This is a genomic window from Mangrovimonas sp. TPBH4 (assembly GCF_001280505.1).
GTDB lineage: Bacteria > Bacteroidota > Bacteroidia > Flavobacteriales > Flavobacteriaceae > Mangrovimonas_A.
Map to the genome: position 1 here is coordinate 130,142 of NZ_LBIO01000050.1, position 17,560 is coordinate 147,701.

Genomic DNA, 17,560 nt, shown 5'->3' on the forward strand with positions numbered 1-17,560 from the left:
TTAAAGAAAAGTTGCTGAAGTTAATGGAGTCTACTGCAACCGGGATTTCAAAATTTTCGGAATAAACACTTTCGGGTTTGCCAACATAAACGGTTTGTGCATGGCTGTTTTGCATTGAAAATAGTATTGAAAAACAGCTAATGACGCAATAAATAAAATATTTCATGGGTAAGTGAATTGAGCTGCAAAAGTGACAAAATTATTCCACAAAAAAAAGCGACCCCTAAGTGTCGCTTTCCTCATCTGTATTTGTTTTCTTTTTTGGTGCTCTATTATGGTTTTTAAGGCTTTGCATCAGCATCCATTCAATTTGGCCATTGGTGCTCCTGAACTCATCCGAAGCCCATTTTTCAATGGCTTTGAGCATCTCTTCATTAATCCGTAATGCAAAAGCTTTCTTTTTAGACATAATTTTCTTCTATAAATTCTGGATTATATGTTTCTGATTTAAACTTCTTCAAGGTATCATAAAATTCATTGGCCTTGGAGGTACTTATAAGAAGTGGCTTTTTGGCATCGTAAATAATATTTAGGACTTTGTCAAAAACTCCTTGATTATCTGCATTGCTTAATAGTTTATACTAATTAGTTGTATTATCTGAATTTTTCACGCTCAAAAACTATGGTTGTCATATTTGTATTAAAGTGAATGGCTTTCCACCCTTCCCGAGCATGTTGGTTGAGGTGGTCCTCAAGTTTTTGGCTAGGATTTATAAGTCCTATGGATTTGGTGCTTACTTTGTATTCTTTCATATTAATGATTTAAGGTTCCTGTATTTAATACTGGAGAGGCATCTTTGTCTCCACAAAGAACAACCATGAGGTTGCTAACCATAGCGGCTTTACGTTCTTCATCCAATTCTACAATTTCTTTTTTATTGAGTTCTTCCAAGGCCATTTCCACCATGCTTACGGCACCCTCCACAATTTTATGTCTGGCCGCAACAATGGCTGTTGCTTGTTGACGTTTTAACATGGCGTTTGCAATTTCTTGAGCATAGGCCAGGTAACCAATTCTTGCTTCCAAGACTTCGATACCGGCGATGGAAAGACGCTCGTCAATCTCTTTTTCTAGAGCGTTACTTACTTCGTTTACACTGGAGCGTAAAGTAATGTCCTCGTCATGACCTTCGTCTGCAAAATTGTCATAAGGGTACATACTTGCCAGCTTTCTTACAGCGGCATCGGTTTGCACTCTTACAAAGTTCTCGTAATTGTCAACATCAAAAGCTGCTTTATAGGTGTCTTGTACACGCCAAACCAAAATAGTACTGATCATGACAGGATTTCCCAATTTGTCATTAACCTTGAGGCGTTCACTATCAAAATTACTGGCTCTAAGCGAGATTTTCTTTTTGGTATAAAAAGGATTAACCCAATAGAAGCCGTTCTTTTTTACTGAACCTTTGTATTCTCCAAACAGCAATAAAACTCTTGAGTTATTGGGTTGTACCATAATAAAACCTAATGCAATAAGGATAGCACAGATAATGGTCAGGACAAACCAAGGAGTCTGGAATAGAATGATTCCAGCAATGCTTCCAAAAAATAGGATAAGAAATAGAAATAGCATAAGATAGCCATTTGCGGGAACGATAATTTTTTCTTCTTTCATCTTTGATTGATTTAAAATGATATTAAAATGATATCATAAAGATATATAAAAAAATTGTCATGACAAAATGGTTTTTGGCATGACTATTGAAAATTTGCCTCCTGTAATAATGATATTACATTTGGTTGGTTAATTAGTTGAAATGAAAAGCACCCTTTTTTAAGGGTGCTTTTCTTCATTTATATGAGTTATATTTTAATTATAGGGACAATGGCATTTGTTACTTCTGAATAGGTTTGAGAAAAAGCCATCGAGATCATCAGGGTTTGTACGGAAGATGTCTATAAAAACACTTAAGCGTAGCATGTTGGGTTTATATGCCTTCAAATCTGCTAGGTTAACACCGTAAGCACTGTGGATTATGTCTAACAATTCTTCTTCGGTTTCTTTTAAACCTTGTTCGTACCTAAGATCTACTCCAAACCTACCAAAACGTACCATAACCCCAAAGCTGAAGTTTACGGTGGTTTTGTCCAAATCTGGACCTCCATCACTATACGAAGTTACTTGAACTCCATCTAGTGTAGTGTCATTATAAAAATTAAATCCAGGTCCAAGGTAAATGGATACTGGGTCAAAAATTTCAAAACCGGCCAAAACGGGAACCTCTATTCTGGAGGTTTTCCAATAAGCAGTTTTATCCGGAAAATCATAACTGTTTTTGGAAGACAGGTAAACTATTTCAGGTCTAAGAAAGAATCTACCATATTCAACAGTAAAATAACCTCCAAATTGATACCCTAGTTCCTTGTTTGGGGAGAATAATTCATCTTCATCCATTGTTGCAATGGAATTGGCTCTGGAATTTATATCGCCTATAGTGTAGTAATTTAATCCCCCTTTAGCTCCAATGGCAAATTCTTGAGCTTTGGAGGAATAGAGTCCCAATAGGCAAGTGATTAACAGTAAAATTGGTGCTCGCATGGTTAATTAGTGGGATTGGTAATCCTATTAAAACTAATTTAACACAACTATACGTACACAATTTAATCGATTAGCAACCTTATTTTTCGTTAATCTTAGTAAAATATTTGAAAATGAATCTTTTAACTTAAATATGCTAGGTTAATTTGATTTTATAAAAGCCGAAATACTTTCCACTAAATGTTGAGAAATAGGCAGAGAGGTGTCATTGTAGGTTTTAAAGTTTTCAAGTTCGTTGTCATCCACTTCTATAAATACATGATTCATTTTATCGATAATTTTTAACTGGGCATTTGGCGCCGCGCTTTTCAGTAACTCCGCATCTGCTTGTGAAATTTGCAAATCATTGGTACCATTTATTATTAAGATGGGCATGTCGAGCTTTGCAATACTTTCTTGTGGATCATATTGTATCCAATTAATCATAAAGGGTTGAATGTCTATGTTGAAAATGGAGTTTAAGGCAGGGGAGTAGTCTGTAGTGGTTTGCCCTGACTTTAAAATATCGATAATCCTGTTGCTTTCTTCAGAAAATTGAGGTGCGCTTTTAGCAATTTGTTCCTTTAAAACTTCATCGATACTTTTGCCTGGCCCAGCCAAAGAAATAAATCCGTTGGCGCCGTCCTTGGCTGCTAACATGCCAATAAGACTTCCTTGGCTATGCCCGATAATATAGATTTTTGAAAAAGCCTTTTTCTTTTTGAAATATTGCAATACATCTGTAGCATCAGTTACAAAGTCGTCAAACATGATTTCCTCGTCTAACTTTCCAGTTTGTAATAATTTCACTGAACGCTTGTCATATCTAAACGTTGCCATACCATCCTTTGTCAAAGCTTCAGCCAATTTTTTTAGTGAATTGTTTTTGGCAAAATTTTGATTTCCATTTCTATCTGTTGGGCCAGATCCTGCAATTAAAATTGCCAATGGTGGTTTTTGAATGTCATTCGGTAATAATAAGGTACCATCAATAAATTCGCTTACTGAGATATTTTCAGAGGTGAAATTTGAATTTTGTGCAAGTAGACTAAAGTGGATGCAAACAAAACAGATGAATAAAGAGAAAATAGATTTCATAGCAGGTTCTTGATTAATGTTCAAATTTAAACAAAAGTTGAGATCATTCATTCTATCTTTTTAACGTTTTCTCTATTAAATTGGTGCTTTTTCAGAGGAGAATATTGAAAACTTTAAGATGTATTTCGTCGATAAAACGTGTGTTTTTGTCTTTAAATGTTAAAATTTAATGCATTTCATCGATTTATTATGTGTTTTAATCGATGCATTGAAATATTGTTTTACATTTGAAGTGTACTAGAAATTTAGTTTTTAGTTCAATGGATTAATTAATTAATATTTGCATTATGTTGTTGGCTTTAGAGACCCTAAATCTACACATGTAAAACAGCAAATTAGGAAAACCGAGATTGAGGGATCTCGGTTTTTTCTTTTTATAGAGTTCTTTAAATTATCTTTCTGAAGGTTAGATTAATTCTGGGGCCAACCTTTCGTTTCGTTTTTGCAATTTGATGCAACCAATGTTCCTGCATAGCGCCTTTCATAATCAATAAGCTTCCGTGTTCCAATACCACTTTGTGACGTTCATTTTTTAATTGACGGTGCTTGAAATGAAAATAGCGCTGTTCTCCAAAACTTACCGAAGCAATCACGGGGTGGATGCCTAATGAAGCCTCATTGTCAGCATGCCAACCATTGCTGTCGTTGCCATTTCGGTAGAGGTTTAAAAGCACAGAGTTAAAATGATGTAGGGCTTCCTCTTCAACCTTAGCTTTGATTTCCAAAAGATCTTTGGAGAACGGATTAGGATGCATCGTAATACCTGAATAGCTATAGGGCGTATTGCTTTCACCATAAAAGGCCGTTAATCTTGGCTGTTGATAGGTTTTCCCGAATACTTTTATTTCATCTTGCTGCCATTGGGTACCTTCCATAAGCTGTTCAAAGTAGTAGGTGGCTTCTGTTTTTGAGAAGAAATTTGGGATGTAAATAAGTTCTGCGTCGGGCAATTTCCAAATCAGTTTTTCTCCAGAAAATAAATCCATAGCCTTAATTTTTCTAAATTAGCCTTTACATTATGAAGAACAAAATACTGATAATACTATTTATAGTCATAAGTTTTGCCTTTAAATTACAGGAGACAAATACCTTGCCCGATGGTTTTGTGTATGTAGATTCTGTTATTCCGGATATTGAAGTGGAACTTCGATATTATAGCTCACATAATTTTGTTGGAGATACCATTACAGGCTATCAATCCAACAGATTGATATTAACCAAGCGGGCAGCCGAAGCACTGAAGTTGGTACAGGATGAATTGCAACAGCAAAACTTGTGTTTAAAAGTATATGATGGTTACAGGCCGCAACAAGCCGTTAACCATTTTATGCAATGGGCACGTAACTTAAATGACACGATTGAAAAGCAAGAATTCTATCCTAATGTTAATAAGAGACATTTATTTCGTGATGGTTATATTGCCACGCGTTCTGGACACAGTAGAGGCAGTACCTTGGACCTTACCATTGTAGATGCCGAAACTTTAGAGCCTTTGGACATGGGAAGTCCCTACGATTTTTTTGGAATGTCTTCTTGGGTGGCTTTTGAAGGCATTACAGCGGAGCAAAAAGCTAACCGCCAATTACTGCAAAGGGTGATGAACAAACATAACTTTAGGAGTTATTCAAAGGAGTGGTGGCATTTTACCTTGCGCTGGGAGCCATTTCCAGACACTTATTTCGATTTTCCTGTGAAGTAAATATTCCTTAATCCTCTTTAAAAACCTTATAGGTTACTCCAATACCGTAATTGGTAAGGTCTGATTTTAATAGGGAGGATTCAATACCACTTCCTTTTTCAAATCGAACCCATTCATTATCATTAAGGAATACCCGCTTTATGTAAGTGTTGTTTTCTACAATTTCATCTGTAAATGGTAGCAACGGTCTAAAGTTGGTTGGGATTTTTAAAACACCATTTCTAGACTTCACCTCTTTGTATTTTTTGTTAGGAAGTAGTTTTCCGTTCTTGTCAGTATAACCCAATACTTGAAGTGATACAAAAAAACCATTGTCGGGGATGTCCAATTTGTGTTTAGTTACATCAAGTTCAAAAACATCGCCGTGTTTTTCGGTTGCTACAAAAACGATGTTTTCATAGGTGAGTACGTCTCCAGGGAAACCTTCCTGATTCTCGTAGAATTTTACTTTAAAGAGGGTCGAAAAAGGTTGTTTGTCGGCATTGGCTTTTTTACGCTTTTCCCAATCTTTAGATTCCAAAGTAATTGGAAAATGAATGGTAGCTATTTCCTTGTCTTGAGAGGTTTCGTTTGGGAAAAAGACGGCAATTTCAGATTCTATGGTTGGTAACCAACATTTATAATAATCATCGTCCAAATAGGGTTTTTGAGTTTCCTTTTTAAATTTTCGGTCCTCTTTGGGCACATTTACATTTAAAACCACTTCTTCCAATTGGTCAATATGAGGTTCTAAAAGCAAGATTTTGGGAAGATTTTCAGTAGAAACTCCTAAGTCTTTATATCCTAAGGCCGAAATGAATAGAGAGTCGATATCCGGATATAGCTTTTTGGTGAAGATGAACATGCCTGAATCATCAGCAAAAATACCGTTGCCATTCCCGAAGGAAATAGTAGCGTAGGGAATAGGTTCATTCGTGTTTCCATCCTTGATGGTGGTTTGGGCCATTGCCAAACCACCAAAAAATAGGATGTTTATATATAATAAGATGTGTCGCATTATTTTTTAGCCTTTATCCAAGTATTTATTTTGGTTTCCAAAAAGGCCAATGGCATATTTCCAGACTCTAATACTTGGTTGTGGAATTCAGAAATATTGAATTTGTCTCCCAATTCCTTTTCGGCTTTGGCTCTCAATTCCAAAATTTTCAACTGACCAATTTTGTATGAAAGTGCTTGCCCCGGAATGGCCATGTAGCGCTCCACCTCAGAGATGATGCTTGATTCACTTTCGGCTTCGTTTTCTAAAGAATATTGAATGGCCTGCTCTCTTGACCAGCCTTTAGTGTGGATTCCTGTATCCACTACCAAACGAATGGCTCGGTGCATTTCTGCACTTAACATTCCAAAATATTGGTAGGGATTTGAGTAAAGTCCCAATTCTTTACCAAGGGACTCCGTGTACAAGGCCCAGCCTTCACCATAGGCACTGTAATATAAGGTTTTTCTAAAGCTTGGCAACTCTTCATTTTCCTGTTGCAATGAAATTTGGTAATGGTGCCCTGGAATGGCTTCGTGTAGGAATAATGATTCGTCCATAAAGTTGTTGTATTCCGAAGCATTTGGAACCGGTACATAAAAAATACCTGGTCTAGTTCCGTCAACAGATCCAGGGCTGTATTCTGCACTTGCCGAAGCTTCCCTGAAAGCCTCTGTTCGTCTTACTTCAAAAGCGGTTTTTGGTTTTAAATCGAACAATTTTTCCAATTGCGGTTGCATGGTTGCGTGGATATTGTTGAAGTGATCGATCACTTGTTGCGCCTCTGTATAAGGCATCAGTTCTTTATTGTTTCTTACAAAGTCGAAGAAACTTTTTAGGTCTCCTTCATAACCAACTTGAGCCTTCACTTTTTCCATTTCAGAAGAAATACGAGCAACTTCACTCAATCCCAGTTGGTGAATTTCATCCGCCGTCATGTTAGTCGTGGTATACTGCTTAATCGCAAAGGCATAATAATCGAGTCCAGTTGGAATTTCTGAAATACCACTTGAAGTCCTTCCTGCTTCCAAATAGTCTTTGCTCATGTAATCCAACAACTTTTTGTTGGCAGGCACCACTTTGGTTTCGATAAGGTTTTTATAGGCTTCAGTCAATTTGGTTTTATCTTCCTCAGTAAAATCTTCAGGGAAGCTTTTGATAGGAAAGAAAAATAAATGCTCTTCGGTAGTAGCGTTGGTAAGTGCTTCCAATTGAGGAAGGACTTTTGTGATCAATGATTTTGGAAGCGTATAGCCTTTGCTAACACCTTCTTTCATTTTTGCTTCGGCAGAGGCCATCCATTCCAAATAGCCATTTACACGCAGTAGCCAGTTATTATAGTCTTGTACAGTATTGAAGGGTTGTGAACCAGCACCACTGGCCAATTGACCTATCATCAAAGGAAGGGACCAAAATTGGTTTATAGGCATTAAGTCTTCTCTAAATGTAAGGCGTTCCAAATTGATATCGCATTCCCAATTTAGGATGGCTTTAGAAAGTTGTTGACTTTCGCTTAATTGAGCATCCTGAAATGCGTTTACTTGCTCCTTATAGCTGGTATAATGGGCCTTGGTTTTTGCCAAAAAGTCATCCGATAGCATGTTTGGAAGCAAGTCGTTGTATCTGTTGTCCCCCTCTGCAGTGGCATTTAAAGGATTAAGTTTTAAGGCGTCTTGATAATAAGCTTCCAATACTTTGTCAAATTCGGCATTGGGCATATTTGCATTGATTGTTTGAGAATCTGTTTCGGTTGGTTTGGTCTCATTTTTACAAGCAATAAACGTTGCAATTAGACCAGCAGCTATTAATAATTTCTTCATTAAAACAATAAAATTTTATTTGAGGTTTTAAAGATACGGATTCTATGCAGTTTCTAAAGCATAAAAAAAACTGCCATTAAAATGGCAGTTTACGGTGTTGAGGTTATAAATTAGGCTTGTAATTTATTCCTTATCCAAATTTTGAGTCATTTTAAAACCTATGAATAGGCCAACTCCAGCCATTAAAAATATGGTTCCAGGCATGGCAATATCTTCATCTACTCCCATAGATACCAATATCTGTGAGATAAAAATTCCAACACCAATACTCATCAGTAAAAGCGCTAGGTTCAAAATAATGACCTTCCAAATAGGTGCTGTACGTTGTTTGCCCATTGTAAAAATACTGGCATCTGCTCCTTTTTCAATTAGGGCTAGACGTTCTTTATTTCGCGTAGAAAAATAAAGGTAAACTATCCCGAATAGGGCCAAGAAAAAGCTAATAGGTATTAATATTTCTTCCATGATACTTGTTTTTTAATTGATTACTTTTAATATGTTTTTATCTTATGACGATACTTTTTTCATTAAGGTTACAAAAAGACTGAAAAAATATTTTTATAAAAAAGTTGTAACCTCAAAAGTTATAGGGGCGTCTTATTTGTTACATGGCCATCAACGAGCACATAATTATCAATCAAATTATTGAAGGAAATACCGGTGCGTTTTCTGTATTGGTAGATCAATATAAGGACATGGTCTTTACTTTGGCACTGCGAATGGTCAAAAATAGGGAGGAAGCTGAAGAAGTGGCACAAGACACTTTTATAAAGGTGTATAAATCTTTAAGGAAGTTCAAAGGGGATTCCAAACTGTCCACTTGGGTTTATAAGGTGGCCTACAACACTTGTTTGGACAGTATTAAAAAGAACAAAAAATACTTGGCCAATGTGCCCGTAGATGAGATAACAATGCGGTACATTAAAACAATGGATACCGCTTTGGATGGTATTTTGGAGGCGGAAAAGGCACAGTTGATTCAGGATTGTCTTAATCAATTGCCAAGTGAGGATAGTTTTTTGTTGACTCTGTTTTATTTTGAAGAGCAGAGTTTGGAGGAAATTTCCAAAGTAGTGGGGATTACACCCAATAATGTTAAAGTTAAGTTGTTTAGAAGCCGCAAAAAGTTGGCTTCCATATTGAAAACACAATTAGAACCTGAAATGATAGCACGTTATGAAAACTGAAAAGGATAAAGAATTGGAGCAATTGGTTCAAAAGTTCATGGAGAATTCACAAAAAGAGTCTCCTTCGTTCGAGTTTACTTCAAAAGTCATGGAGGAAATAGAACAGCTTTCGGAAGTGAAAAGAATCACTTATAAACCTCTAGTTCCCAAAGCGGTTTGGTGGATGCTTTCTGTGGGCTTAGGTCTGTTAGTGCTTTATATAGCGCTTGGAGCTCCTGCACAAGGGGAAGGTTGGTCATCCTATATTTCTTTGGAACAAATCAAAATTCCAAAATGGAATGCTTTTTCAGGAATCAAGTTTTCTCAAACCACAATGTACGGAATGGTAATGTTGGCATTGATGGTAATGGTGCAAATTCCGTTGCTGAAGCATTATTTCAATTCCCGTCTTAAATTGTAATTAGTCTTCCTTTTTAAAAATAGTTTTAAGGCCGTTATAGGCTGCTAAATGTAGGATGTTTGCGTGATTTTCGTCTTCAAATACTTCCAAAGTTGAAGTTATTGATTCGTTTTCGCTGCTTTGAAGTAGTGTGTAAAGTGCGTTGGCCTCACGCTGCATGATTTCATCTTCTTTTCCTCCAACTGCGATAAAAATATTTTTGGAAACCTTGTAGTTGGCGTGTATAATGGCAGGCTGTTTTTTCAAAAGTGCTTCTTCATCCCACCATAAACTAGGGCTTACAATTAGATAATTGTTGAAGAGATGAGGTTTTGTGAATAGAATTTCGGTGGCCAAAAGTCCTCCTAAGGATTGCCCTATAAGGGTTTTGGTTCTAGTGGTTCTGTAAGTTTTTTCAATGAATGGCTGTAATTCCATCTCAATGAAATTTATAAATTTTTCAGAGCCTCCTGCGGTTGGGAAATTTTGTGAATGATCTGCTACGCTAGGCAGGAAAGTAAAATCACGTTTTCTATCTATGTTGGCAATGCCCACGACGATGGATTCTGGAACCATGTCAATCCACAAAAAGGAAGCAAATTGTACCAAACCGGAAATGTGAATGAAATCTTCTTCCCTGGATCCATCCAATAGATAAATTACGGGATAGTCTTTATGAGTGGCCTTTTGATAGCTATTGGGCAGATATACATTGACAATACGGTCTTCGTCCAACACCGAAGAGTACATGGTTACTTGATCTCCAATTTCGAAGGGTTTGGTTTCAGCTACTTCACTGGGTTGCGTGTCATGATGTAATAAGTCAATTTGCGAAAAACTACTTTTTGAGATTGAAAATATAATTAAAAATATACCGAAGTATTTCATTGTCTATTTGAGGGTTAACTATTAATACCAGCGTTTCTTTTTCTTTTTGGAACCTTGGCCTTTTCTTCCTTTCTTGTGTTTGCTCCCAGTATTTTTGGAGCGGTGGACTTCAGGCTTCGCTTTGGGGTCTAGAGGATAAGGATGATTTTCCTCTACTGGTATTTGAACATTTATTAATTGTTGAATGGATTTAATATAAGTTTTTTCGTCGGCAGAACAAAGGGAATAGGCATGTCCAATATTTCCGGCCCTACCAGTTCTTCCAATGCGATGCACATAGGTTTCTGGAACATTGGGTAAATCAAAATTGATTACCGCATCCAGTTCGTTAATGTCTATTCCACGAGCAGCAACATCTGTTGCAATTAAAATGTTGACATAGCCATTTTTAAATTTCTTTAAAGCTTCCTGTCTGTCATTTTGCGTTTTATCCCCATGTATGGTTTCTACTTTGTAACCATTTTTAAGCAGGGTTTGCTCTAATTTGTCCACACCAAATTTGGTACGTCTAAAAATTAGAATGCTACCTTTAATTGTATTCCGTAATAAGTGTAAACAAAGTTCAATTTTATTGCGCTTAGGAACGTAGTAAAGAATTTGGCCAACATCTTTTGCTGCGGAAGAAGTAGGAGTGACTTCAATACGTTGCGGTGACTTTAAAATGGTATTGGCCAGTTGTTCTACCTTATATGGCATGGTGGCAGAGAACAGTAAAATCTGTTTTCCTTCAGGGCATAAACGCTCTATTTTCTTAACATCATCTATAAAGCCCATATCCAACATTAAGTCGGCTTCGTCCAAAACCAAGGTTTCTACGTAATCAAGATTAATGATGTCTTGTTTGTGCAGATCCAATAAGCGCCCTGGTGTGGCAACTAAAATGTCCACTCCCTTTTTCAATACATCTATTTGCGGTTCTATGGAAGTACCTCCGTAGATTACGGTGGAACGTAGATTTGTGTAAGTACTGTAAGTCTTAAAGTTTTCTCCTATCTGTATGGCTAATTCCCTTGTAGGGCTAACAACCAAAGCTCTTATTTTTTTACCTTTTTTAGGGGCGTCTTGCTTGTCAAACAACAATTGAAGAATGGGAAGAGCAAATGCGGCTGTTTTTCCAGTACCCGTTTGTGCAGAGGCTATTAGATCCTTTCCGCTTAAAACCACGGGAATGGTTTGTTCCTGAATTAATGTAGGATCATCATATCCTGCCTCAGCAACAGCTCTTAGGATGGGTTTGTTAAGATTTAAGTCTTTAAATGACATTTAGGTTTATTTCTGGCAAATATAAGTCAAAAGTTAAAGCTGAACTTAATTTTAGAGATTGATTTACTGATGTATAGCTTTCTGCAAGCACAAAGTTTCTTACAGGAAATTGAAAGTGCTAACGGTCAATTAGTTTGCGGTTACAACTCGATTGTTTTTATTCCGATTTTTTGTTGAAGTGCGGGGAGACATCCTTATCTACGGCCGTTACAAAGTATTTGGTGTCGCCCCAAAACGCTAATGTTGTGTAGCGTTCTACATAGGTAACCTTAACATAATTTCCCTGTAGTTCATTGAGTTTCTGTATCACATCATCATCTTTGTCGAGCACAGAAAACTTAAATATTTCCGCGCCACTAATCCCTTGGCTGATTTCTCCTTCCCAAGTTTTAAACACAACCCCTTTGTTACTCACTTTAATAAGTTCTCCAGAACGAGTGCCTTCGCTATAAGGCACGTAGTATACAAACGCAAAATAGGCAGCCAAAAGCAGCACTAAACTGATGACGAATATGGTTAGGATTTTTTTCATAGTTGAAAAAGATAAAGACTTACGTAAGATTAAAAATAACAGTTTTTTTGTTGATATACAATTTCTTACGTTTGGCTGTTTCCGGTTTTTTACTTAGTGACCTCAATAGTATAAGTGGCTACAATGTCTTTGCCAATTTTTAGATGAACGTCATAAATTCCTTTGTGGTTAAAGTTGGTTTTAAAGGAAATGTACCCGTTTTCGATTTTAAGGTCGTAAATTTTTAAAGTCTGTTCCTGTGAGCTGGTAAAATAGACCAGTGAAATATTGTTGTTTGAAATTTCCTTGGGGCTTTTAAAGCTGAAGTTGAGGTCTTCCTCTTTTTTTATGGACGTATTTAAATTAATTGGAGTTACCGATTGTATTTGGTGCTGAAATGTTTCTCCGTAAACCATAGGAGAAGAGGTGAAATCTTCTCTAGATACGGTGTCTGTCAATACCCATTGTTGGTCAACAGGAAAGTGGTTTTTTGCAAACAAAATGGGGTCGGTTAAAAAGTACCCATCGTTATAATCTTTTACAAAAGTATAGCCCATCGTGTAGCCACTAGACCAAGTGGCATCACACAAATACCATTTGCCGTTTAGGTTTACAGCATTCCAAGAATGGTTGGTCATTTCCAGTTCCTCAACATTGGAGTTAACAGTTCTGCCATAACCATCAATAATTTTACAATCAATATTGGCCAAAAAACAAAGTTCCTTAATCAGATAGGCATAGCCAGTGCACATAGTTTTTTTGTGCTTCAATAACTTTTTAAAGGCAATTTTTTTGTACTCTTCATTCCACATGGAATAAGCTGCGCTATCACCATGCATTTTTTTACGCTTTCTATCAACTTTGTTGTGTTGATTGCTGTCTCCATTGATATTGTGGCATACCCAAAAGTAAATAGCTCTAAATTTTTCAACATCGGTGGAAAGATTTGCTGTTAGTTGGTGGGCAAGCAAACCAAGGTTTTTCAAATCTGCTCCTTGGTGAAGTTTGGCCGTATTATCTGCCTTTGTGAAATCGATATGGACAAAATCCGATAGTTGGGCTTTAGAGCTATTTATATAGAAAATTGAAATTAAAACAACGAGGTATTTCATATAGAGTAGATTGGGTTAGCGTCTTTTGGATTTATACACTTTTTTGACGGCCACTTTGCCTAAAATCATGCATTCAGTCATTGACATATTTACCTTTAGAGTGACATTGGATGCTGTTTGGTCATTGGTAATTACCAACTTCTGAGATTCCATGCCCACGTAACTGAACACTAAAACATCTCCTTTTTTTAGTTTGATAGGGAATTCAAAATTGCCATCAAAATCGGTGCTGGTGCCTATGGAAGTGCCTTGCAATACAACATTCACTCCTGGTAATGGGGCTTCATTATCAGACACAGTTCCCTTTACCACAAAAGTCTTTTGAAACGACGAATCCTGAATTTTGGACGGTGGATTTTCTGTAGTTGCTGTTTTTGGCTGTATGGTTTGTGATTGCGCAGAGTTGAGTGCAAATAAGGATAAAAATGTAAAGGCCAATCCATTTAAAAAGTTTGATGTTCTCTTGATTGGTATTGTAGGTTGGTGGGCCGTCAATTGCGAGCTTTTGAATCGGCCACAAACGTTTTGAGTTGCATTGTTTTTGAAATAATCCGTGATTTCTTGGGAGTCCATTCCTGTAAAGTCTACTACTTCTGTTTTACAGGAGTTGCAAAATCCGCCTTTGCAGGTAGGAGAAAATTCATTGTAGTTCTCTTGACATGGAGTCTCAATGCTTAAGTTGAATTGCTTGTTCATGATGTTAGATTTAAAAGTTAATACTTCAAACCTACTAGGCAATTCATGATTTTAAAAAGGGAACTTAGTAAATGGGATTGTTTGTTGAGTAAACGGTGTTTTTTGAAAAGGGTATAAAATGAAAATCCTCCCTTTTCACAGGGAGGATTTGCAAATGATATATTATAAATGACCTATTTGATCATTTGGTAGCTTCGTTTGATGAAGTTGGTAAGTTCTTCACCTTTTAAAAGACCTTGTGACAATCTTGCCAAATCTAAACTTTGATTGATCAAACGCTCTTGCTCATCTTTGGCTTCGGTGTCCAAAATTTGGCCTACTAATTCAGCATTAGTATTTACCACCAAATTGTACATTTCTGGCATATTGCCCATTCCAAACATACCACCGCCAGTAGCTTGCATCTCTTTCATACGGCGCATAAACTCTGGTTGCGTAATCATGAAAGGAGCAGCGTCGCTATCCATGGCTTCCAATTGCACCATGAATTTTTCTGAAGGAATCGTCTCTTTCAACAAGGTGTCCAAAGCAGTTTTTTGCTCTTCAGATAGTTTAGAGATTTTTGTGTCTTCCTTCTTGATCAAGTTGTCAATATGGTCTGCATCTACACGTGAGAATGAAATATTCTCCTTAGAGGTTTCCAGCTTTTGCATCAAGTGGCTCACAATTGGAGAATCCAACAACAATACCTCATAACCTTTCGCTTTGGCGCTTTCAATATAACTGTGTTGCTCGTCTTTGTTGGAAGCATAAAGAATCACCGTTTTATTGTCCTTATCCGTTTGGTTATCTTTGATCTTGTCAATCAATTCTTGGTAAGTGTAATACGTACCGTCTACAGTTGGATATAGGGCGAATGCATCTGCTTTTTCAAAGAATTTTTCTTCAGAAAGCATTCCGTACTCAATTACAATCTTGATGTCATCCCATTTTTGTTCGAAGTCTTCACGGTTGTTGTTGAACAAGGATTTCAGCTTGTCCGCTACCTTACGTGTGATGTATGATGAAATCTTTTTCACCGCACCGTCTGCCTGTAAATAACTACGAGACACGTTCAACGGAATGTCTGGAGAATCGATAACCCCTTTCAACATCGTTAAGAATTCAGGAACGATACCTTCTACATTGTCCGTTACAAACACTTGGTTTTGGTACAATTGAATTTTATCCTTTTGAATGCTTAAATCGTTGGTCATTTTAGGGAAATACAAAATCCCAGTTAAGTTGAACGGATAGTCAACATTCAAATGGATGTGGAATAAAGGCTCCTCAAATTGCATAGGATACAATTCTCTATAGAAGTCCTTATAATCCTGGTCTTCCAAATCGGTTGGTTGCTTGGTCCAAGCTGGATTTGGATTGTTGATGATGTTGTCTACAGTAATTTGCTTGTGAGGCTCTGTAGTTTCTTTTCCGTCTTTATCGGTAGTTGTTTTAGGCGTGAAATCTGGATCGTTTACCTCCTTGGTTCCAAATTTGATTGGAATAGGCATAAACTTGTTGTATTTCAACAACAGCTCTTTAATTCTGGATTCTTCCAAGAATTCGGTTGAATCGTCTGCAATATGAAGAATGATTTCTGTCCCTCTTTCGGCTTTGTCATGAGGCTCCATTGTAAATTGAGGCGATCCGTCGCAAGTCCAATGTGCTGCTGGCTCATCTTTGAAAGATTTGGTAATGATTTCCACTTTATCAGCAACCATAAAGGCAGAGTAGAACCCTAGACCAAAATGTCCGATGATTCCAGAATCTTTTGCAGAATCTTTGTACTTGTCCAAAAACTCTTCGGCACCAGAAAAAGCCACTTCGTTAATGTACTTTTCAACCTCCTCGGCAGTCATACCAAGACCTTGGTCTATAATGTGAAGTTTCTTGGCATCTTTATCAATTTTTACTTCAATTTGTGGGGTGCCGTATTCAACTTTCGCCTCTCCAATATTGGCTAGGTGCTTTAGTTTTAGGGTAGCGTCCGTCGCATTACTGATTAACTCGCGTAAAAAGATTTCGTGATCGCTGTATAAGAATTTTTTGATCAACGGAAAGATGTTTTCAACCGAAACATTAATATTTCCTTTTGCCATGATATCTAAATTTTAATGTATTTATAATTTTCTTGGAACAGGACAAAAAAAGTACCAAGACCAAAAAGGTGACAAACTGACATTGTGAATAGGAAATAATGCCTTTGTGTGGAAGAAATCTTTTAAGGGTTTAGTTTAAAAAAGATGGAATAATGATTAAATTTACACCTTGTTTTTTGTCATTTTTTCAAAAATGACAGTGAAGCAGTTCGATTTGATTAAAATAATAAGGATTTATGTACAATTCAAAAATAGTTGGTCTAGGGCATTATGTGCCCGATAATGTGGTAACTAATGACGATTTATCCAAAATGATGGATACCAACGACGCCTGGATTCAAGAGCGTACAGGTATTAAGGAACGTCGTTGGGTTGAAGACAAAACAGGAGATACCACATCCACGATGGGTGTGAAGGCGGCAGAAATAGCCATAGAACGTGCCGGAATAGACAAAAACGATATCGATTTTATTGTATTTGCCACCTTAAGCCCCGATTATTATTTCCCTGGACCTGGGGTTGCCGTTCAAAAAGCTTTGGGCATTAAAACCGTGGGAGCCTTGGATATTAGAAACCAATGTTCGGGATTTGTTTATGGAATTTCCATCGCCGATCAATATATTAAAACAGGGATGTATAAAAACGTGTTGGTGATTGGTAGTGAGGTACACTCAAGAGGTTTGGATAAAACCACCAGAGGAAGAGGCGTATCTGTGATTTTTGGAGATGGAGCGGGAGCCGCTGTGTTGAGTAGGGAAGAAGATCCAACCAAAGGCGTTTTATCTACGCATTTACATTCTGAAGGTGAGCATGCCGAAGAGTTGAGCTTAATTGCACCTGGAATGGGAAAACGTTGGGTAAGTGACATTTTAAGGGACAACGACCCTGACGATGTTAGTTATATGCCACATATGAACGGGCAGTTTGTATTCAAAAATGCGGTAGTTCGTTTTAGTGAAGTGATTATGGAGGGATTGATGAAGAACAACCTGCAGGTTTCCGACATTGATATGTTGATTCCGCATCAGGCCAATTTGAGAATTTCACAGTTCATCCAGAATAAATTTAAGTTGAATGACGACCAGGTGTTCAACAATATCCAAAGTTACGGAAACACGACAGCGGCTTCCATTCCTATTGCGTTAACCGAAGCTTGGGAACAAAACAAAATTAAGGAAGGTGATTTAGTAGTGTTGGCCGCTTTTGGAAGTGGCTTTACTTGGGGAAGTGTGGTTATTAAGTGGTAATCACTTTTCAGTAACATAATGACCATTCATAAAATAAAAAGCCCGTGACTGAGAATCACGGGCTTTTCAGCTATTAACCAACCTT

The 17,560-nt window shown here is 37.1% G+C and carries 19 protein-coding genes; 4 read left to right on the forward strand and 15 right to left on the reverse strand.

Going from position 1 to position 17,560, the window contains the following annotated elements:
- Positions 1–223 precede the first annotated feature (223 nt).
- The 6 genes from ZA05_RS11235 to ZA05_RS11255 all read right to left on the reverse strand — a co-directional run bounded on the left by ZA05_RS11235 (position 224) and on the right by ZA05_RS11255 (position 4,602).
- Positions 224–409, reverse strand: coding sequence for an Arc family DNA-binding protein (locus ZA05_RS11235; RefSeq protein WP_053991780.1), 186 nt, complete (start codon positions 407–409; stop codon positions 224–226).
- A 185-nt stretch (positions 410–594) separates the two neighbouring features.
- A complete protein-coding gene (locus ZA05_RS18350) occupies positions 595–753 on the reverse strand; it encodes a hypothetical protein (protein WP_197276087.1) in 159 nt (52 codons plus the stop codon).
- A gap of 1 nt (position 754) precedes the next feature.
- The gene (locus ZA05_RS11240; protein ID WP_053991781.1) at positions 755–1,615 is read right to left on the reverse strand and encodes an SPFH domain-containing protein; all 861 of its coding nucleotides are present in this window, start codon (positions 1,613–1,615) and stop codon (positions 755–757) included.
- Between the two features lie 195 nt (positions 1,616–1,810).
- On the reverse strand, positions 1,811–2,539 hold the full coding sequence (locus ZA05_RS11245) for an outer membrane beta-barrel protein (protein ID WP_053991782.1): 729 nt from the start codon (positions 2,537–2,539) through the stop codon (positions 1,811–1,813).
- A gap of 141 nt (positions 2,540–2,680) precedes the next feature.
- Entirely contained in the window at positions 2,681–3,616 is a 936-nt protein-coding gene (locus tag ZA05_RS11250) for a S9 family peptidase (RefSeq protein WP_053991877.1), read from the reverse strand.
- A gap of 386 nt (positions 3,617–4,002) precedes the next feature.
- Positions 4,003–4,602, reverse strand: coding sequence for an alpha-ketoglutarate-dependent dioxygenase AlkB (locus ZA05_RS11255; RefSeq protein WP_053991783.1), 600 nt, complete (start codon positions 4,600–4,602; stop codon positions 4,003–4,005).
- A gap of 32 nt (positions 4,603–4,634) precedes the next feature.
- Here ZA05_RS11255 and ZA05_RS11260 point away from each other — a divergent pair, with 32 nt between their 5' ends.
- Positions 4,635–5,315 carry a M15 family metallopeptidase gene (locus ZA05_RS11260; protein WP_053991784.1) on the forward strand — a complete coding sequence of 227 codons (681 nt, stop codon included), beginning with the start codon at positions 4,635–4,637 and terminating at the stop codon, positions 5,313–5,315.
- A 7-nt stretch (positions 5,316–5,322) separates the two neighbouring features.
- Here ZA05_RS11260 and ZA05_RS11265 read toward each other — a convergent pair whose 3' ends face one another.
- The 3 genes from ZA05_RS11265 to ZA05_RS11275 form a co-directional block, all read right to left on the reverse strand.
- Complete coding sequence (locus ZA05_RS11265) at positions 5,323–6,312, reverse strand: carboxypeptidase-like regulatory domain-containing protein (RefSeq protein WP_231632483.1); 990 nt, start codon at positions 6,310–6,312, stop codon at positions 5,323–5,325.
- The gene (locus ZA05_RS11270) at positions 6,312–8,111 is read right to left on the reverse strand and encodes a DUF885 family protein (protein WP_053991785.1); all 1,800 of its coding nucleotides are present in this window, start codon (positions 8,109–8,111) and stop codon (positions 6,312–6,314) included. The genes ZA05_RS11265 and ZA05_RS11270 overlap by 1 nt, the downstream gene beginning before the upstream one ends.
- 123 nt (positions 8,112–8,234) lie before the next feature.
- The gene (locus ZA05_RS11275; RefSeq protein ID WP_053991786.1) at positions 8,235–8,576 is read right to left on the reverse strand and encodes a DUF6249 domain-containing protein; all 342 of its coding nucleotides are present in this window, start codon (positions 8,574–8,576) and stop codon (positions 8,235–8,237) included.
- A gap of 143 nt (positions 8,577–8,719) precedes the next feature.
- Between ZA05_RS11275 and ZA05_RS11280 the strand changes: the two genes are divergently transcribed.
- Positions 8,720–9,298, forward strand: a complete 579-nt coding sequence (locus tag ZA05_RS11280) for an RNA polymerase sigma factor (protein ID WP_053991787.1) — start codon at positions 8,720–8,722, stop codon at positions 9,296–9,298.
- A complete protein-coding gene (locus tag ZA05_RS11285; protein ID WP_053991788.1) occupies positions 9,288–9,698 on the forward strand; it encodes a hypothetical protein in 411 nt (136 codons plus the stop codon). The genes ZA05_RS11280 and ZA05_RS11285 overlap by 11 nt, the downstream gene beginning before the upstream one ends.
- Here ZA05_RS11285 and ZA05_RS11290 read toward each other — a convergent pair whose 3' ends face one another.
- The 6 genes from ZA05_RS11290 to htpG all read right to left on the reverse strand — a co-directional run bounded on the left by ZA05_RS11290 (position 9,699) and on the right by htpG (position 16,228).
- Positions 9,699–10,565, reverse strand: a complete 867-nt coding sequence (locus tag ZA05_RS11290) for an alpha/beta hydrolase (protein WP_053991789.1) — start codon at positions 10,563–10,565, stop codon at positions 9,699–9,701. It abuts the gene before it with no gap.
- A gap of 21 nt (positions 10,566–10,586) precedes the next feature.
- Positions 10,587–11,828 carry a DEAD/DEAH box helicase gene (locus tag ZA05_RS11295; protein ID WP_053991790.1) on the reverse strand — a complete coding sequence of 414 codons (1,242 nt, stop codon included), beginning with the start codon at positions 11,826–11,828 and terminating at the stop codon, positions 10,587–10,589.
- Between the two features lie 157 nt (positions 11,829–11,985).
- On the reverse strand, positions 11,986–12,360 hold the full coding sequence (locus ZA05_RS11300) for a hypothetical protein (protein WP_053991791.1): 375 nt from the start codon (positions 12,358–12,360) through the stop codon (positions 11,986–11,988).
- 89 nt (positions 12,361–12,449) lie between these two features.
- Positions 12,450–13,451 (reverse strand): transglutaminase domain-containing protein, encoded by a 1,002-nt coding sequence (locus ZA05_RS11305; RefSeq protein ID WP_053991792.1) that lies wholly within the window; start codon positions 13,449–13,451, stop codon positions 12,450–12,452.
- 15 nt (positions 13,452–13,466) lie between these two features.
- On the reverse strand, positions 13,467–14,147 hold the full coding sequence (locus ZA05_RS11310) for a carboxypeptidase-like regulatory domain-containing protein (protein ID WP_053991793.1): 681 nt from the start codon (positions 14,145–14,147) through the stop codon (positions 13,467–13,469).
- A 173-nt stretch (positions 14,148–14,320) separates the two neighbouring features.
- On the reverse strand, positions 14,321–16,228 hold the full coding sequence (gene htpG / locus ZA05_RS11315; RefSeq protein ID WP_053991794.1) for a molecular chaperone HtpG: 1,908 nt from the start codon (positions 16,226–16,228) through the stop codon (positions 14,321–14,323).
- Positions 16,229–16,464: 236 nt separating this feature from the next.
- On the opposite strand from htpG, the gene ZA05_RS11320 reads away from it, so the two are divergent.
- Complete coding sequence (locus tag ZA05_RS11320) at positions 16,465–17,475, forward strand: 3-oxoacyl-ACP synthase III family protein (RefSeq protein WP_053991795.1); 1,011 nt, start codon at positions 16,465–16,467, stop codon at positions 17,473–17,475.
- Positions 17,476–17,560 lie beyond the last annotated feature (85 nt).

Excerpts from the sequence above, each read along its gene's own strand:
- ZA05_RS11290 (WP_053991789.1), bottom strand. The coding sequence starts at position 10,565 with ATGAAATACTTCGGTATATTTTTAATTATATTTTCAATCTCAAAAAGT.
- ZA05_RS11305 (WP_053991792.1), bottom strand. The coding sequence starts at position 13,451 with ATGAAATACCTCGTTGTTTTAATTTCAATTTTCTATATAAATAGCTCT.
- ZA05_RS11265 (WP_231632483.1), bottom strand. The coding sequence starts at position 6,312 with ATGCGACACATCTTATTATATATAAACATCCTATTTTTTGGTGGTTTG.
- ZA05_RS11320 (WP_053991795.1), top strand. The coding sequence starts at position 16,465 with ATGTACAATTCAAAAATAGTTGGTCTAGGGCATTATGTGCCCGATAAT.
- ZA05_RS11240 (WP_053991781.1), bottom strand. The coding sequence starts at position 1,615 with ATGAAAGAAGAAAAAATTATCGTTCCCGCAAATGGCTATCTTATGCTA.
- ZA05_RS11260 (WP_053991784.1), top strand. The coding sequence starts at position 4,635 with ATGAAGAACAAAATACTGATAATACTATTTATAGTCATAAGTTTTGCC.
- ZA05_RS11285 (WP_053991788.1), top strand. The coding sequence starts at position 9,288 with ATGAAAACTGAAAAGGATAAAGAATTGGAGCAATTGGTTCAAAAGTTC.
- ZA05_RS11295 (WP_053991790.1), bottom strand. The coding sequence starts at position 11,828 with ATGTCATTTAAAGACTTAAATCTTAACAAACCCATCCTAAGAGCTGTT.
- ZA05_RS11270 (WP_053991785.1), bottom strand. The coding sequence starts at position 8,111 with ATGAAGAAATTATTAATAGCTGCTGGTCTAATTGCAACGTTTATTGCT.
- ZA05_RS11310 (WP_053991793.1), bottom strand. The coding sequence starts at position 14,147 with ATGAACAAGCAATTCAACTTAAGCATTGAGACTCCATGTCAAGAGAAC.
- ZA05_RS11235 (WP_053991780.1), bottom strand. The coding sequence starts at position 409 with ATGTCTAAAAAGAAAGCTTTTGCATTACGGATTAATGAAGAGATGCTC.
- ZA05_RS11275 (WP_053991786.1), bottom strand. The coding sequence starts at position 8,576 with ATGGAAGAAATATTAATACCTATTAGCTTTTTCTTGGCCCTATTCGGG.
- ZA05_RS11255 (WP_053991783.1), bottom strand. The coding sequence starts at position 4,602 with ATGGATTTATTTTCTGGAGAAAAACTGATTTGGAAATTGCCCGACGCA.
- htpG (WP_053991794.1), bottom strand. The coding sequence starts at position 16,228 with ATGGCAAAAGGAAATATTAATGTTTCGGTTGAAAACATCTTTCCGTTG.
- ZA05_RS11245 (WP_053991782.1), bottom strand. The coding sequence starts at position 2,539 with ATGCGAGCACCAATTTTACTGTTAATCACTTGCCTATTGGGACTCTAT.
- ZA05_RS11250 (WP_053991877.1), bottom strand. The coding sequence starts at position 3,616 with ATGAAATCTATTTTCTCTTTATTCATCTGTTTTGTTTGCATCCACTTT.
- ZA05_RS18350 (WP_197276087.1), bottom strand. The coding sequence starts at position 753 with ATGAAAGAATACAAAGTAAGCACCAAATCCATAGGACTTATAAATCCT.
- ZA05_RS11280 (WP_053991787.1), top strand. The coding sequence starts at position 8,720 with ATGGCCATCAACGAGCACATAATTATCAATCAAATTATTGAAGGAAAT.
- ZA05_RS11300 (WP_053991791.1), bottom strand. The coding sequence starts at position 12,360 with ATGAAAAAAATCCTAACCATATTCGTCATCAGTTTAGTGCTGCTTTTG.